Below are 15,005 nucleotides of genomic sequence, written 5' to 3' on the forward strand. Positions count from 1 at the left end.
CGGCTCAGCCGAACGGCAGTGCCACATCACACACGAGGTCGCCGGGTGCGGCTGCGTCGATGACGGAGCCGTACCCGTACACCTCCCGCGGCGGCGCGACGGGGGTGTAGCCGTGCTCGCGCACCCAGCGGCGCACGGCGTCGTAGACCGAGAGGATCTGCGGGGGCTCGAAGTGGCCCTTCGTGACCGGGACGTACGCCTCCCGGTGGGCGGGCTCGGGGCGTCCGCCGGCGCCGGGCCCCACCGGCACGCAGACCTCGACCGGGCCGGTGGCGTCCTCGTCGACGTTGCCGTGGAACACCACGAAGTGCGGCCCGCACACTCCGCCCGACTGCTCGGCCAGCGCGGTCAGGCGGGCCGTGGCGTCGCGGACCCAGCCGAGCTCGGCCGCGTCGACGTGCCGGATCTCGCTCAGGACCCACCGCGCGGCCACCGCGCGGACCGCCACCGGCCAGGCCCCGTGCGGCGCGGGCATCTCCGCGGCGAGGTTGCGCACCAGCCGGTCGGCCAGGTCCCGCTGGGCGGCGAGCCGCTGCTCCACCGCGGTCCAGTAGGCGGCGAGGCGCCCGGCCGCGTCGGGACCGGGGGCCGCGACGATCGCCGCGATCTCGCTGAGCGGCATGTCGAGCCGGCGCAGCAGCGCGATCAGCCGGCCGGCGTAGAGCTGGCGCTCCGTGTAGCGGCGGTATCCGGTGGCCGCGGTCTCCGCCGGCCGGAGCAGGCCCATCCGGTCGTAGAGCCGCAGGGCCCGCATCGACAGCCCGGACCGGCGGGCGAACTCGCCGATGGTCAGCAGCGCCGGATCGCCCGCCGTCATGTCGCCGCGGAGCCCGGCCGACCGCGCGTCGCGGTCACGACCGGCCGCTCCGGTCCGTCCCACAAGCGGATCTCCACCGCGCGTCGCCTCCGATCCGGCGGGCCCGCGCCCGCCGGTCCTACAGTGGGGTCTCCACCAGGGTCAGAGTCAAGGCACCGGACTCACAGGTGGCGGCCGAACCAGTCAAGGATGGCGTCGAAGCGCTGCACGCGGTGGGACGGCCGGCCGGTGCGGGACAGCTCGTGGCCCTCCCCCGGGAAGAGCAGGAGCTCGACCGGTGCCGCGTTGCGGCGCTTGAGGGCCACGAACAGGCGGTACGCCTGCTCGACCGGGCAGCGCCAGTCCTGCTCCGAGTGGATGATCAGCATCGGGATGTCGATGCGGTCGGCGTACGTGAGCGGGCTCTGGGCCGCGAAGTCGCCGGTGTAGAGGGAGTCGGCGAAGTACCAGCCGATGTCCGAGGAGCCCGAGAAGCTGTCGATGGCGTTCACGGCCCGCTCGGAGACGGCGGCGCGGAAGCGGTGGCCGTGGTGGGCGGCCAGCCAGGTGGTCATGAAGCCGCCGTGGGAGCCGCCGAGCACGCCGACCCGCGACGCGTCGAGGCCGGGCTCCTTCAGGGCCGCGTCCAGCAGGGCCAGCAGGTCGGTGGCGCTTACCTCGCCCACGTTGCCGCGGATGGGCTCGCCGTGGGCCTCCCCGTAACCGGAGGATCCGCGGGGGTTGCCGTAGACGACCGCGTAGCCGCCGCCCGCGTAGACCTGGGCCTCGTCGAACAGGCGCCAGCCGTACTGCGCGTAGGGCCCGCCGTGGATCATGAGCAGGACCGGGTGCGGGCCTTCGGTGGCGGGGCGCACGATCCAGCCGTGGACCGGGTAGCCGTCGGGCGCCGCGGCGGTGAGCTCAACCTGCTCCAGGGCCGGGAAGTCGCGGCTGAACGCGGTGAGGCGCCGCTCTCCTGCGTAGACCTCGCCCCAGTCGGCGGGGGTGGCCACGGTCGTGACGAGGACGCCGGCGGCCTGGGCGAAGCCGACCACCTGGCGCGGCCCGTCGACCAGGACGGTGGGCGCCGAGCCGTCGAAGGGCACCTGCAGGAGCTGGACGGCGCCGCGCTGTTCGTTCATGAACAGCACGCCATCCGGGTGTACGTCCAGATCGCCGGTCAGCATCGCGAGGTGGAAGTCGGCGGGCGGCAGCAGCGGACGGGCGGGGCCGCCGGCCAGCGGGACCGACCAGAGCGTCTCGTTGCGCAGCACGACGCCGGCCGGAGCGGCCGCGAAGACCACCGCGTCGCCGTCCGGCGTGAACCGCGGCAGCACGGCGGCCAAGGTCCCGTCGGTCAGGGTGCGCCGCTCGCTGCCGTCGGGGCGGATCACGCACACGTCCACGGCGGTGCCGTCGGCGCTGGGCGGCGCGGTGAACGTCAGCCAGGTGCCGTCCGGCGAGTAGCGCGGGTCGCCGTGGTCGTCCGGGCCGTCCGTGACCCGGGCGACGTCGCCGTCGAGCGTCACGGTGAACAGCTGGGCCGGGCGGTCGCGCCGGAAGCCGAGGCCGTCCACGCGGTTGAACAGCTCGGTGAGGCGGCGGGCGGGCTCGGCGTCCGGATCGGTGCCGTAGCGGGACTCGTGCGGCACCCGCGCGGAGAATGCCAGCGCGGAGGAGTCGGGCGCCCAGTCGGGCGCGCCCACGCCGAGTGGCTCGTCGGTCAGCTTCCGCGCTTCTCCTCCGGCCATTGGCAGTACGAACAACTGGGCTTTGGCTTTGGGATCGTCACGGCGCAGGAAGGCCAGCCAGCGGCCGTCGGGCGAGAAGCGCGGCGCACTGTCGTGCCAACCCCTCGTCAGCTGCGTCGGAGGGCGCGAGCCGTCGGTCGGCACCAGCCACAACTGGGCGGTGTAGGCGTCGGTGTCCAGGTCGGGACGGGTGACCGCGACGACTGCGGTGGCGCCGTCAGGGCTCAGGGCCGGCGCGCCGGGTGTGCGCATTTGCGGCAGATCGACAGGTTTCACGCCCTGCACCCTAACGCCCTACGCTGATGACCATGGTGGAGACCGTGGACCGCGGCACCGACACGATAGCGCTGCACAGCTTCCCGGGGCCGGCGGACGCGGGCACGCGGGCGGTGCTGTGGCCGGCCATGGGGGTGCCGGCCCGCTACTACCGGCGCTTCGCGGAGGACCTGAACGCGGCTGGGCTCGACGTGGTCGTGGCCGATCTGCGCGGGACGGGTTCGAGCACGCCCCGGCCGTCGGCGCGGTCGCGGTACGGGCTCGGTGACCTCACCGACGACGTCGGGGCGGTGCTGGCCGCGCTGCCGTCGAAGCGGACAGTCCTGGTCGGCCACTCGCTCGGCGGTCAGGCGTGTGCGCTGCACCTGGGGCGGCAGCCGGACGCGGACGTGCACGGGCTGGTGCTGCTGGCCGTCGGGCTCCCGTACTGGCGCAGCTACCCGGCCGGGCAGCGCTCGAAGGTGCTGCTGCAGACGCAGGCGCTGCACGCGGTGGGGTCGGCGCTGCGGGTGTGGCCGGGGTGGGGGTTCGGCGGGCGGCAGGCGCGGGGGGTCATCCGGGACTGGGCGTACACGGCGCGGACCGGGCGCTACCCGGACCCGCTGGAGCGGGGGCTGGCGCGGGTGACGACGCCGATTCTGGCCGTCGACATGGCCGGGGACCGGTACACCCCGCCGGGGACGGTGTCGACGCTGCTGGCGAAGATGCCGCGGGCGCCCCTGACGCGCGAGGACTACTCGCCCGGCGACCCGATCGACCACTTCCGGTGGGCCAAGCACGGCGCTTCGCTGGCCGAGCGGATCGGCCGGTGGGTGTCCAGCGCATGACGAGGGCCCCGGCGCTGCTCGCACCGGGGCCCTCGCTGTTGCCTTCTGCTCTCGCTGTGGTCTGGCCGGGTGGCCTACCGACCCGTGGTGATTTCCTCGCGGTCTCGATCGTCTCGATCCGACTCGACCTGGCGCGGAGCCGGCTTCGCCGCCGGGGCGGGCTTCTCGATCGGGAAGAAGAAGCCCCGCACCGTGGGAGCCAGGGCGCCCAGGCGGTTCATCTTCTTCGGGACGACCCAGCCGCCGTACTCCAGGCCGTGGTGGCCGTTGCCTTCCGCGTGCCCGTTGCCGTTGCCGTTCGACGCGGCCGGCAGCGGCTGGTGGATCTCGACGAACCGGCCGTCCGGGAGGCGGCGGATGATGCCGGTCTCCACACCGTGGACCAGGACCTCGCGGTCGTGCTGCTGCAGGCCCAGCGCGATGCGGTAGGCCGCGTAGTAGGCCAGCGGCGGGATGACCAGGATGCCGATGCGCCCGGCCCAGGTCATCGCGTTGAGGCTGATGTGGAACTTGTCGGCCAGCACGTCGTTGCCGCCGGAGATCAGCAGCACGATGTAGAACGAGATCGCCATCGCGCCCAGCGCCGTGCGCAGCGGGTTGTCCCGCGGGCGCTCGAGCAGGTTGTGGACGGCCTTGTCCTTGCTGAACCGGGCCTCGATGAACGGATAGAAGATCGGCAGCATCGTCAGGATGCCGGGCAGCACCACTGTCGGCCAGAAGATCGGCGGGAGGGTGTAGCCGTCACCCCAGCCGAACAGGTCGAAGCGGATCTCCCAGGCCGGGAACAGCCGGGTGGAGCCGTCCAGGAACATGACGTACCAGTCGGGCTGGCTCGCCGCCGAGACGACGGCGGCCTTGTAGGGGCCGAACAGCCAGATCGGGTTGATCTGGAAGAGGCCCGCAAGCGCGGCGATCATGGCGAACACGATCATGAAGAAGCCGCCGGCCTTGGCCGCGAAGCCCGGGAACATCCGCACGCCGACCACGTTCTCGTTGGTCCGGCCCGGACCCGGCCACTGCGTGTGCTTCTGCTTCACCAGCAGGCCCATGTGGACGCTGATGAGCGCGAGCAGCGCACCCGGGACGAGCAGCACGTGGACGATGTACAGGCGGTCGAGGATGACCTCACCCGGGAACTCGCCACCGAAGAGCGAGGTCGTCACCCACGTGCCGACGATCGGGATGGAGAGCATGATCGCCGAGGCGATGCGCAGGCCGGTGCCGGACAGCGCGTCGTCGGGCAGCGAGTAGCCGCCGAAGCCCTCGAGGAAGCCCATCCAGAACAGCAGCACGCCGACGATCCAGTTGGCCTCGCGCGGCTTGCGGAACGCGCCGGTGAAGAAGACGCGGAACATGTGCACGACGATCGCGGCCATGAACAGCAGCGCCGCCCAGTGGTGCATCTGCCGCATGAACAGGCCGCCGCGCACGTCGAAGGACAGGTGCAGGGCCGTGTTGTACGCCTGCGACATCTCCACACCGCGCAGCGGCGTGTAGCTGCCGTCGTACACCGTCTCCGCGAGGGACGGGTCGAAGAACAGCGCGAGGAAGATGCCGCTGAGCAGCAGCACGATGAACGAGTAGAGCGCGATCTCACCCAGCAGGAACGACCAGTGGTCGGGGAAGACCTTGTTCAGCAGGCGGCGCAGCGGGGTCGCCGCCTGGAACCGCTCGTCGAGCGCGCTTGCCGAGTTGGCCGGCAGGGCGCGCAGATCGATCTTGCGCCGTTTCATGGCCGCTCCCAGAAGGCCGGTCCGATAGCAACCTTGTAATCGGACTTCGCTACGAAGTATCCCTCATCATCCACCGTAATCGGCAGTTGCGGCAGCGCCCGGCTGGCGGGACCGAAGATCGGCCGCGCGTTGTCGGTGATCTGGAACTGCGACTGGTGGCAGGGGCACAGCAGGCGGTTCGTCTGCTGCTCGTACAGGCTGGCCGGGCAGCCGGCGTGGGTGCAGATCTTCGAGTACGCCACGAAGTTCTGCCACTGCGAGCCCTCGTTCACCGCCTTGGCGTGCTTCAACGTGTCCTGGGCGTCTTGCTCGCGCAGGTGGATGAGCAGCGTCGGCGAGTCGGCGTACTTGTTTGTCGCGCCGTGCGGGATGCCCGGGAAGACGGTGATCTGGCCGCCGACGCTGACGTCGGCCGGGCGGATCGGGGTGCCGTCCTCGTGGGTGAGGCGCACCGGCTTGCCGTCGTTGTGCTTCGGGTCCCAGCCCGTGGTGAAGAAGATGTTCTCGTCACCCTGCTTCGGCGCCTTGATCAGCGAGCCGACCAGGACGGCACCGGCGACCGCGCCCAGCGGGGCGGCGCCGGCCAGGAAGGCCAGGCCGACGAACTTGCGGCGCTTGAGGCCGAGCTCGTCGCCCATGTTCAGGATCGTCGCCGCGGTGAGCTTCTGCTCGGTGCTGTCCGAGTGCCCGTCGTGGCGCTCCTGGATCGAGACCTCCTCGGGGAGGAGCTTCTTCGACCAGGTGATGATGCCCAGGCCCAGGGTCAGCAGGCACAGGCCGAGCGTCGCGCCCAGGACCGGCGTGTAGAACGGGTACCAGTCCTGGTAGGTGGCGTCGCCGTGGCCGTAGTGCCAGGGCCACCAGATGTACGCGACCACGAACGCGGTCCCGAAGAGCCCCGTGAGCAGGAACAGGAAGGACAGCACGCGCTCGACGCGCCGCTCGGCCTTCGTGCCCGGCACCGGGAACCGGGGCGCGTAGTGCACGATCTCGACACCGTCCCGGCGCGCGCCCTCGCGGACGAGGTCGAACCGGGTGAGAGCCGGGTCACTCGCGTCGAACTGCTCCTCCGTCGGAGCGTGGTGCGTCGTGGTCATGACTTCCCTGCAATCCACAGCGTGGCGAACACGAGCGCCGCGATACCGACGAGGAAGATCACGAGCCCCTCCGGCACCGGGCCGTAGCGGCCGATGTTCCAGCCACCGGGGTCGCTCGCTGGGTTCTGGTTCAGGTTCTGGATGTAGGCGATGATCGCGGCCTTGTCGTCCGGGCTCAGCTGGTTGTTGCCGAACACGGGCATGTTCTGCGGGCCGGTCAGCATGGCGCCGTAGATGTCGCGGTTGCTGGAGTGCTGCAGCGTCGGCGCGTACTTGCCCGAGGACAGCGCGCCACCGCCGGTGGAGAACGCGTGGCAGGACGAGCAGTTGACCCGGTACAGCTCACCGCCGTGGGCGAGGACCTTGGGGTCGGCCTGCGCCTTCTTGACGTCCGCGTTGAGGCTGTCGGCGCTCGGCAGGACGGGGCCGCCACCCAGCTCCTGGATGTAGGCGCCGAGGTCCGCCGCCTGCTGCTCGGTGAACTGCGGGTCCTTGCGCTGCGCCTGCGCCTCCTGGCGGGCCAGCGGCATACGGCCGGTGTTGACCTGGAACTCCACCGCCGCCGACCCCACGCCGATCAGGCTCGGGCCGCGGCCCTGCACGCCCTGGGCGTTGGTGCCGTGACAGGTGATGCAGCTGGTCTCGTAGATCTCCTTGCCGCGCTTGGCGGCATCGGAGAGGGCCGGCACGTCTTCGGCCCGGCCGACGCCCGGGGCGTATGCGCTGTAAAGGCCGCCGACAATCGTGAGCGCGGCGATCAGGCGTACGGCCGCCTCGATGCGCCGGCGCAGCTTGCCGCGCGCCGCACGCGCACCGCCCGGCACCAGCCGGGCAAGCGGCCGCTTGCTCTGCTCAGAAGTCATGGCCTCACCTTTGTCGTCATCACCTATGTCGTCTCGGTGGTTGATCGGGGTGGCAGTCGGGGAGCCGTGACGCGGCCCGACTCGACGTGCTTCCTACTCCTGTATTCGCTCCTACCCGGGGAGGTAGATGCTCACTGCAAGAAGTAGATCATTGCGAACAGTGCGATCCAGACCACGTCGACGAAGTGCCAGTAGTACGACACGACGATCGCGGCCGTCGCCTGGGCCGGTGTGAAGCGCCCCATGGTCGTGCGGATCAGGTAGATGATGAATGCGATGAGGCCGCCCGTGACGTGGAGGCCGTGGAAGCCGGTCGTCAGGTAGAACATCGAGCCGTAGCCGTCGCCGTTGATCTTCACGCCCTCGCCGACCAGGTTGCGGTACTCGTTCACCTGGCCGAGCACGAAGACCAGACCCATGATGAAGGTCAGCGCGAACCACCGGCGCAGGCCGTGCACGTCACCGCGCTCGGCGCGGAAGACGCCGATCTGGCAGGTGATGGACGACAGCACGAGGATGATCGTGAATGTCAGGGCGTAGGGGACGTTCAGCACCTCGGTGTGCTTCTCCCAGAGCTCCGGCGCTGCCGCGCGGATGGAGAAGTACATCGCGAAGAGCGCCGCGAAGAACATCAACTCACTGGAGAGCCACACGATCGTCCCGACACTGACCATGTTGGGCCTGGTCAGTGAGTGGATCTGGCTCTTGGCAATCGCTGGGGCCGCAGTCACAGCGTCATTATTGCCCCCGATCATCACCGCGTTTGCGCGGGGTCCTCAAGACACGGACGATTCGTGCGCGGGCATAGTGTGGAGACGTGTTCCAAGCTGCCGAATCAGGCCCTCCGAGCGCCGCGACGATCCTCGGGTCGTTCCACGTCTCGTGGCTGACGCTGGTGCTGCTGGCCGCGGCCGGGCTCTACCTCGCCGGCGTCGCCAAGCTGCACCGCCGCGGCGACCGCTGGCCGATCGCGCGGACCCTGTTGTTCCTGTTCCCGGGACTGGGAGCCATCGCCTCTGTCACGATGAGCGGGGTCGAGGAGTACGACACCACGCTGTTGAGCGTCCACATGGTGCAGCACATGGTGCTCTCCATGATCGCGCCGATCTTCCTGGCGCTCGGCGCTCCGGTGACGCTCGCCCTGCGCACGCTGCCGCCCCGCGGCCGGGCCGCGCTATTGGCGATCGTGCACTCCCGCCCGGCCCGCGTCCTGGCGTTCCCGCTGGTGGCGTACGGCTTCTTCGTAGTGACGCCGTTCGTGCTCTATTTCACGAATCTTTACGAGCTGACGATGCGCCACGAGTGGGTCCACGAGCTCACGCACGCGCACTTCATCGCCGTCGGCTGTCTCTTCTTCTGGCCCCTGGTCGGGCTCGACCCGCTGCCGGGGCGGTGGCCCTACCCGGCCCGCGCGCTGCTGATGTTCCTGTCCACGCCGTTCCACACGGTGCTCGGCCTCACGATCATGCAGAGCAAGACCCTCCTGGGCGGCGACTGGTACCCGTCCCTGCACCTCAGCTGGGCCGACCCCGTCCACGACCAGGTCGTCGCGGGCGGCGTCCTGTGGGCCGGCGGCGAGTTCGTCTCGGTGACGATGCTCGCCGTCCTCGTCGTGCAGTGGATGCGCCAGTCCGACCGCGAGGCCACCCGGATCGATCGCAGGCTCGACCGCGAGGAGCGGCTGCGGCGCGAGGAAGAGGAGTGGTCGGCCCGCACAGGAATCGCTTTAGCCCCGGACGATACGATGCCGGAGGCAGACGCCACACGAGGAGCAGCGCGCACATGAGCGAGCACATTGTCCTGCTGTACAGCGACGACGCCGAGGTCCGCGACCGGATGCGGCTGGCGATCGGCACCCGCCCGGCGGTCGACCTGACCGTCAAGTTCGTCGACGCGTCGACGTATGCGGAGGTCGTCAAGCTCGTCGACGACACCGACATCGACCTGCTGGTCCTCGACGGCGAGGCCACTCCCGGCGGCGGGCTGGGCATCGCCCGGCAGCTCAAGGACGAGATCACCGACGCGCCGCCGGTGGTGCTGGCCATCGCCCGCGCCGCCGACCGCTGGCTGGCCAGCTACGCCAAGGTCGAAGGCACGATCATGTACCCGCTCGACCCCGTCACCACCGGGGAGACCGTCTCCGCCCTGCTCCGCGCATACCCCGCCATCCGCCGGTAGGACCACTCCCCCTGGAGGCCGCCATGGGCGACCGCACCTGGCCGACGCTGCTTTCCGCCCTGCTGCGCAGGGAGGACCTCTCCACCGAGGACATCCGGTGGGCGATGGGTGAAATCTTCTCCGGCACCGCCACGCAGGCCCAGACCGCGGCGTTCCTGGTCGCGCTGCGGGCCAAGGGCGAGACAGCGGCCGAGGTCGCCGGCTGCGCCGAGGTCATGCTGCAGTTCGGCGCGAAGGTGCCGGCCTCCGACGAGCTGCGCAACGCGGCCGTGGACATCGTGGGCACCGGCGGCGACCGGGCCAACACGGTGAACATCTCGACAATGGCCGCGGTCGTCACCGCCGCCGCCGGCGTGCCGGTGGTCAAGCACGGCAACCGGGCCGCGTCGTCCTCGACCGGCGCCGCCGACCTGCTGGAACGCCTCGGCGTGACGATCGACATGGGCCCGGAGGACGTGGCCCGGTGCGCGGCCGAGATCGGCATCGGCTTCTGCTTCGCCGCCCGTTTCCACCCGGCCATGCGCCACGTCGGCGTGCCCCGGCGCGAGATGGGCATCCCGACGGTCTTCAACTTCCTCGGCCCGCTGACCAACCCGGCCCAGCCGACGGCGGCCACGATCGGCTGCTTCGACCCGCGGATGGCGCCGGTGATGGCCGGCGTGATGGCCGAGCGGGGCTACTCGGTCCTGCTGGTGCGCGGCGAGGACGGCCTCGACGAGTTCACCACCGCGGCGCCGACCCGGGTCTGGTTGGTCTCCGGGGGCACCGTCAGCGAGACCCTCTTCGACAGCGTCGACCTGGGCCTGCCCCGCTCCGCCCCCGGCGACCTGCGCGGCGGCGACTCCGAGTACAACGCCGACGTGGCCCGGCGCATGTTCGCCGGCGAGCCGGGCCCGGTGCGCGACGCGGTGCTGCTCAACGCGGCCGCCGCGATCGCCGCGCGGGCCGGCGCTCTGACCGTCGACGGCCTCTCCGGGCAGCTCAAGGCCGGTCTGGACCGCGCCGCCGCGGCGGTGGACGCAGGCGCGGCGACCGACCTCGTCGCGCGCTGGACGGCCTTCAAGCCCGCCGAAATCGCCCCATAACCGGCGGCGCAGCTACCCCGTTGATTGGGGCATGGCCGAACTGCCGCGCAACAACCCCAAGAAGGCAATGCTCTCCGCGGTCATCGCCGGTGCGCTGACGCTCGGCTTCGCCGGCATGATGGCGAAGTCGTGCGCCGCGCCGGTCAAGCAGCAGCAGGAGCCCGCCAACCCGGCCCTGGAGATGGTCGACACGCTGGCCTCGCGGCTGGTGCTGGGCCTGGACACGGACGCAACGCTGCAATACGCGACCCCCTCCGGCACCATCGTGACGGTCTCCCAGTCCGCACCCCGGCGCGCCTACCGCAGCGGCGGCGTGACGTACATCTCGACCCCCGACGGCACGTTCCTGTGCTCGACGGCGGCCGCCCCCTCCCCCGCGCCGGCCAAGGGCCGCAAGCCCGTCACACCGGCCGTGAAGTGCCAGGAAGGACCCGGGGCAGACACGATGTCCCCCACGGAGGCCAAGGCCATCAGCGCGGCGTTCGGGGGCGAGTTCCTGGCCCCCGAGGCGGCGCTGGGCCGGCTGGCCACCATCGCCCAGGGCGACGGGGTCCGGGCCGGCGCCTCCAAGCGCGGCGACGCGCAGTGCGTGTCGGTCACCGCGACAGGCATCCGCACCGAGATGGCCTGCGTGAACCCGGCCGGCCTGCTGGCGTACTTCCAGGGCACCACTGACGCCGGGAAGGCCACTGAGCTGGTGCTGCAGTACACGACGCCGAGCGTCAGCGAAGAAGCATTCCTTCCGCCGTCATCCCCCGCCCCGGCCGCCTCCAAAAAGTGACAGGACACGCTGAGCCAGATCCCCGGTTGTCCTTCACGATGGTGCGACGGTGGCGGTATGGAGTTACGGGAACTGCACTGCGAAGCCTGCGGCCAGGTGCGGGCCTTCGAGAAGCCGGCCTGCGCCGACCACCCGCGCGCGTCCTGCCCCGACTGGGCGTGCACATCCTGCGACGCCGCCATCGTCGTGGCCCCGGTGATCATGCTGATGGACCGCCGCCCCCGCGTCCTGCTGCGCCGCCGGGCCGCCTGAGCCACCGACAGGACTCCCGCCGCGCGCTGAACGGCCGTTCAGCTCCCGGCAATGACCGCTTGGCGCAGGAACCCGCCGCTCGCCACATAGACGCGCAACAATCCCGCCCATGAAGGTTGCCCGCCTCGCCGCTCCCCTGGCCGCGCTGCTCCTCGCACTGGGCATCGCCACCGACGCCCACGCCGCCACGCCCTCGGACAAGCCGGCCGTCATGGCCGCATGGTCCCAGCCCAACTCGACAAGCTTCAACGCCTGGAACGCCGCCCGCCTCAACCAGGGCGCCTGGGCCGCGTACGGCTTCGACTGGACCACCGACTACTGCTCGGACAGCCCGGATCAGCCTCTGGGCTTCGACTTCCGCATCCCGTGCCAGCGCCACGACTTCGGGTATCGCAACTTCAAGGTGATCGGCACGTTCCCGGCCAACAAGAGCCGCATCGACGACTCGTTCTACTTCGACCTGAAGACGAAGTGCGCGACGTACAACGCCTTCGTGCGCCCGGCCTGCACGAGCCTGGCCTGGACGTACTACCAGGCGGTCTCGGCCTTCGGCAGCGTCTCCCTGTCGGACTCGGCCCTGGACAAGGCGGCCGACCTGCTGGCGAAGGGCCAGCGCGCCCAGGCCATGGCGGAGTCGAGCGCCGGCAACTGACCCGCCCCGGCCGGCACCGCTCGACCGCCGGCATGGAGGTGCCCCGGCAATGGCGAGGCCCCCGGGACCAACGGTCCCGGGGGCCTCGTAGCCTGCGTCGAGCTAGTGCTCCGCGCCGCGGCGGGTGCCTGTGTAGTACTCGAACATCAGGCCGCACGTGGCGAAGATGACCGAGAGCAGGCCGACCGCGACAAGCCACCACTGGTCGAACGCCAAGCCGAGGCTGGCGATCATCGCGGACAGCGCCAGCCCGAACGGCCAGTAGCTGCCGGGGCTGAAGAAGCCCAGGTCACCGGCCCCGTCGGCGATTTCCGCGTCGGGGCGGTCCTCCGGGCGCGGCTCCATGCGGCGGGCGATCATCGCCAGGGCGCCGCCGATCATGGTGAGGAGCAGGCCGGACAGGATCAGTGCGACCACGCCGATCCACTCCGTGCCGTGATGGCCGGACTGCTCACGCGGCGCCGCGGTCGTCCACCAGCCGTAGAGGCCGGCCATGGCGAACACGAACAGGGCCAGCACGAAGAAGAGACGGTTCTCAGCCTTCATCGCCGTTCGCCTCTCAGCTCGCCGACCGCTTGGTGCGGTCGGTGTCGAACGGGTGGGTCGTGGTCGCGTAGCCGTTGTTCGGGAAGCCGAGCGACGCCAGCGCCTCCGGGGTGCTCTGACCCGCGGTGCGCTTGTCCAGGTAGGACTGGTACTGCTCCGGCGAGACGACCCGCAGCTCGAAGTTCATCATCGAGTGGTAGGTGCCGCAGAGCTCGGCGCAGCGCCCGACGTAGGCGCCCGCGGCGTTGCTCTTGAGCTTGATCTCGAACCGGTTCTCCACGCCCGGGATGACGTCGCGCTTGAACAGCACGTCCGGCACCCAGAACGAGTGGATGACGTCCCGCGACGTCTCCTTGAACTGGACGCTCTTGCCCGCCGGCAGCACCAGGACCGGGATGTAGTCGTCCGAGCCCACCGTGGTGATGGGCTTGCCGTCCGGGCCCTTGGTGTCGCTGTAGACGAACTGCCAGTTCCACTTCGAGGCGACGACCTCGACGTTGACGTCGGGGTTCTTCGAGAGCCGGTCGACGTCGGTCTGGATGACCGCGGTGTAGAAGAACAACACGGCGATGACCACGAACGGCGCCACCGTGTACAGAATTTCGAACGGCATGTTGTACCGCGTCTGCGGCGGCAGCTCGTCGCCCCGCTTCCGGTAGCGCACGACGCACCAGAAGATCAGGCCCCAGACGAAGACACCGACGGCGAGCGCCGCGACGACCGACCCGATCCACAGGTCGTACATGCGGTCGCTCTGCTCGGTGATGCCCTTGGGCCAGCCGAAGCCGTTGAACGAATCCCCGACGGAGCATCCGGCGAGCAGAGTCGTCGACCCGACGGCCGAGACGGCGAGCCCGACGGCGCGCGCGGGGCTCAAACCTCTTGAGACCACCTGCTCCTGCCTCCTTAGCAGTGCCGTGAAAGCCCTCTGCAGCAGCTTCTCACGACAAGCCTCACCAACGCTGGCGAGCGTACTCGACCATGTGCGGTCCGCCCGGCTTGGGGTGGTCGTGTCCGGGTCGGGATACCGTTGCCCGGGTGGGCGTCTACCTTGACGCGGCGACCGCCGCTCCCCCGCATTCCGTTGTGGGACAAGCAATTCAGGCCGCATTGGCCGACGGCTGGGCCGATCCGGGCCGGCTCTACACCCCGGCCCGCCGGTCCCGGCAGCTGCTGGACGCGGCCCGGGAGACCACGGCCGGGGTACTGGGGGTCCGCCCCGACGAGCTGCACTTCACGGCCGGTGGCGCCGACGCCGTTCGCCGGGCGGTGGAGGGTGTGCGGCTCTCCCGGGGCCGCCGGACGGTCGTGCACAGCGCGGTCGAGCATTCCGCCGTCATCAAAGCGGCCGGCGATGCGGGGGTACCCGTCCCCGTCGACCGCACCGGCCGGGTCGACCTGGATGCGTTGCACAACGCGCTGACCTCGGGCAATTCCGCCGAAGTGGCAGTGGTAGCGGTCCAGAGCGCGAATCATGAGGTGGGGACGGTGCAGCCGGTCGCCGCGGCGGCCCGGCTGTGCGCGGCGGCCGGCGTGCCGCTGCTCGTCGACGCGGCCCAGTCGATCGGCCGGACCGGGCTGCCCGAGGGCTGGTCGCTGCTGACCGGCAGCGCTCGCAAGTGGGGCGGCCCCGCCGGCGTGGGCCTGCTCGCGGTCCGCAAGGGCACGCGCTGGGAGGCGCCCTGGGACGATCCGGCGGCGGACGTGCCGGCGGTGTTCGCGGCCGCGGCGGCGCTGCGGGCGGTGGCCGAAACCGCCCGGGCCGAGGATGAACGTCAACGCGCGCTTGTCGACGAGATCCGCCGCACGGTCGCGGCGACGGTGCCCGACGTCGAGATCGTCGGGGACCCGGACGAGCGGCTCCCCCACATCGTCACCTTCTCCTGCCTGTACGTGGACGGCGAGGTCCTGCTCCAGGCGCTGGACCGGGCCGGCTTCGCGGTCTCGTCGGGCTCGGCGTGCACGTCGGACACCCTGCGCCCCTCGCACGTCCTGGCCGCGATGGGCGTCCTCACCCACGGCAACGTGCGGGTCTCGCTCCATAGTGGAGTCTCGGCGGAGGACGTACGCGCGTTCCTGGCCGTCCTGCCGGGCCTTGTCGCGGACGCGCGGGCGGAGGCCGGGCTGTGACCCTTCTCATCGACGCCCTGGGCAAGCGGTGCCCGCTC

At 70.9% G+C, this 15,005-nt stretch carries 16 protein-coding genes; 8 read left to right on the forward strand and 8 right to left on the reverse strand.

Features of this window, described 5'->3' with window-relative positions; translation table 11 throughout:
- Window positions 1–4 precede the first annotated feature (4 nt).
- The gene (locus Dvina_RS44750; RefSeq protein WP_246655731.1) at window positions 5–880 is read right to left on the reverse strand and encodes a MerR family transcriptional regulator; all 876 of its coding nucleotides are present in this window, start codon (window positions 878–880) and stop codon (window positions 5–7) included.
- A gap of 98 nt (window positions 881–978) precedes the next feature.
- Entirely contained in the window at window positions 979–2,823 is a 1,845-nt protein-coding gene (locus Dvina_RS44755; protein WP_223097196.1) for a S9 family peptidase, read from the reverse strand.
- 32 nt (window positions 2,824–2,855) lie between these two features.
- On the opposite strand from Dvina_RS44755, the gene Dvina_RS44760 reads away from it, so the two are divergent.
- Complete coding sequence (locus tag Dvina_RS44760) at window positions 2,856–3,650, forward strand: alpha/beta hydrolase family protein (RefSeq protein ID WP_223097198.1); 795 nt, start codon at window positions 2,856–2,858, stop codon at window positions 3,648–3,650.
- A 74-nt stretch (window positions 3,651–3,724) separates the two neighbouring features.
- Here the strand turns inward: Dvina_RS44760 and qcrB are convergent, their stop codons facing one another.
- The 4 genes from qcrB to ctaE all read right to left on the reverse strand — a co-directional run bounded on the left by qcrB (window position 3,725) and on the right by ctaE (window position 8,074).
- Window positions 3,725–5,383: a cytochrome bc1 complex cytochrome b subunit gene (qcrB, locus tag Dvina_RS44765; RefSeq protein WP_223097200.1), complete on the reverse strand. Its 1,659-nt coding sequence runs from the start codon at window positions 5,381–5,383 to the stop codon at window positions 3,725–3,727.
- On the reverse strand, window positions 5,380–6,480 hold the full coding sequence (gene qcrA / locus Dvina_RS44770; RefSeq protein ID WP_223097202.1) for a cytochrome bc1 complex Rieske iron-sulfur subunit: 1,101 nt from the start codon (window positions 6,478–6,480) through the stop codon (window positions 5,380–5,382). Before qcrA ends, qcrB begins: the two co-directional genes overlap by 4 nt.
- Window positions 6,477–7,343 (reverse strand): cytochrome bc1 complex diheme cytochrome c subunit, encoded by an 867-nt coding sequence (gene qcrC / locus Dvina_RS44775; RefSeq protein WP_223097204.1) that lies wholly within the window; start codon window positions 7,341–7,343, stop codon window positions 6,477–6,479. Before qcrC ends, qcrA begins: the two co-directional genes overlap by 4 nt.
- 131 nt (window positions 7,344–7,474) lie before the next feature.
- Window positions 7,475–8,074: an aa3-type cytochrome oxidase subunit III gene (ctaE, locus tag Dvina_RS44780; protein WP_223097206.1), complete on the reverse strand. Its 600-nt coding sequence runs from the start codon at window positions 8,072–8,074 to the stop codon at window positions 7,475–7,477.
- A gap of 128 nt (window positions 8,075–8,202) precedes the next feature.
- Between ctaE and Dvina_RS44785 the strand changes: the two genes are divergently transcribed.
- The 6 genes from Dvina_RS44785 to Dvina_RS44810 all read left to right on the forward strand — a co-directional run bounded on the left by Dvina_RS44785 (window position 8,203) and on the right by Dvina_RS44810 (window position 12,291).
- A complete protein-coding gene (locus Dvina_RS44785) occupies window positions 8,203–9,129 on the forward strand; it encodes a cytochrome c oxidase assembly protein (protein WP_380031132.1) in 927 nt (308 codons plus the stop codon).
- Window positions 9,126–9,521, forward strand: coding sequence for a hypothetical protein (locus Dvina_RS44790; RefSeq protein WP_223097210.1), 396 nt, complete (start codon window positions 9,126–9,128; stop codon window positions 9,519–9,521). The genes Dvina_RS44785 and Dvina_RS44790 overlap by 4 nt, the downstream gene beginning before the upstream one ends.
- A gap of 23 nt (window positions 9,522–9,544) precedes the next feature.
- A complete protein-coding gene (trpD, locus tag Dvina_RS44795) occupies window positions 9,545–10,606 on the forward strand; it encodes an anthranilate phosphoribosyltransferase (protein WP_223097212.1) in 1,062 nt (353 codons plus the stop codon).
- A gap of 31 nt (window positions 10,607–10,637) precedes the next feature.
- A complete protein-coding gene (locus Dvina_RS44800) occupies window positions 10,638–11,387 on the forward strand; it encodes a hypothetical protein (protein WP_223097214.1) in 750 nt (249 codons plus the stop codon).
- Window positions 11,388–11,444: 57 nt separating this feature from the next.
- Window positions 11,445–11,639: a hypothetical protein gene (locus Dvina_RS44805; protein WP_223097216.1), complete on the forward strand. Its 195-nt coding sequence runs from the start codon at window positions 11,445–11,447 to the stop codon at window positions 11,637–11,639.
- 109 nt (window positions 11,640–11,748) lie between these two features.
- Window positions 11,749–12,291: a phospholipase gene (locus Dvina_RS44810; protein WP_223097218.1), complete on the forward strand. Its 543-nt coding sequence runs from the start codon at window positions 11,749–11,751 to the stop codon at window positions 12,289–12,291.
- Window positions 12,292–12,393: 102 nt separating this feature from the next.
- Here the strand turns inward: Dvina_RS44810 and Dvina_RS44815 are convergent, their stop codons facing one another.
- Together Dvina_RS44815 and ctaC are read right to left on the reverse strand one after the other, a co-directional pair.
- A complete protein-coding gene (locus tag Dvina_RS44815; RefSeq protein WP_223097220.1) occupies window positions 12,394–12,837 on the reverse strand; it encodes a cytochrome c oxidase subunit 4 in 444 nt (147 codons plus the stop codon).
- Window positions 12,838–12,850: 13 nt separating this feature from the next.
- Complete coding sequence (gene ctaC / locus Dvina_RS44820; RefSeq protein WP_380031104.1) at window positions 12,851–13,729, reverse strand: aa3-type cytochrome oxidase subunit II; 879 nt, start codon at window positions 13,727–13,729, stop codon at window positions 12,851–12,853.
- Window positions 13,730–13,818: 89 nt separating this feature from the next.
- Here ctaC and Dvina_RS44825 point away from each other — a divergent pair, with 89 nt between their 5' ends.
- The gene (locus tag Dvina_RS44825; RefSeq protein WP_223097222.1) at window positions 13,819–14,967 is read left to right on the forward strand and encodes a cysteine desulfurase family protein; all 1,149 of its coding nucleotides are present in this window, start codon (window positions 13,819–13,821) and stop codon (window positions 14,965–14,967) included.
- The last annotated feature ends 38 nt before the right edge of the window (window positions 14,968–15,005 follow it).

It is taken from the genome of Dactylosporangium vinaceum (assembly GCF_019904175.1).
Classification (GTDB): domain Bacteria; phylum Actinomycetota; class Actinomycetes; order Mycobacteriales; family Micromonosporaceae; genus Dactylosporangium; species Dactylosporangium vinaceum.

Bases quoted from the DNA above. Each gene is read 5' to 3' on its own strand.
- Dvina_RS44760 (WP_223097198.1), top strand. From the start codon at position 2,856: ATGGTGGAGACCGTGGACCGCGGCACCGACACGATAGCGCTGCACAGC.
- qcrB (WP_223097200.1), bottom strand. From the start codon at position 5,383: ATGAAACGGCGCAAGATCGATCTGCGCGCCCTGCCGGCCAACTCGGCA.
- qcrA (WP_223097202.1), bottom strand. From the start codon at position 6,480: ATGACCACGACGCACCACGCTCCGACGGAGGAGCAGTTCGACGCGAGT.
- qcrC (WP_223097204.1), bottom strand. From the start codon at position 7,343: ATGACTTCTGAGCAGAGCAAGCGGCCGCTTGCCCGGCTGGTGCCGGGC.
- Dvina_RS44790 (WP_223097210.1), top strand. From the start codon at position 9,126: ATGAGCGAGCACATTGTCCTGCTGTACAGCGACGACGCCGAGGTCCGC.
- trpD (WP_223097212.1), top strand. From the start codon at position 9,545: ATGGGCGACCGCACCTGGCCGACGCTGCTTTCCGCCCTGCTGCGCAGG.
- Dvina_RS44800 (WP_223097214.1), top strand. From the start codon at position 10,638: ATGGCCGAACTGCCGCGCAACAACCCCAAGAAGGCAATGCTCTCCGCG.
- Dvina_RS44805 (WP_223097216.1), top strand. From the start codon at position 11,445: ATGGAGTTACGGGAACTGCACTGCGAAGCCTGCGGCCAGGTGCGGGCC.
- Dvina_RS44810 (WP_223097218.1), top strand. From the start codon at position 11,749: ATGAAGGTTGCCCGCCTCGCCGCTCCCCTGGCCGCGCTGCTCCTCGCA.
- Dvina_RS44815 (WP_223097220.1), bottom strand. From the start codon at position 12,837: ATGAAGGCTGAGAACCGTCTCTTCTTCGTGCTGGCCCTGTTCGTGTTC.
- Dvina_RS44825 (WP_223097222.1), top strand. From the start codon at position 13,819: ATGTGCGGTCCGCCCGGCTTGGGGTGGTCGTGTCCGGGTCGGGATACC.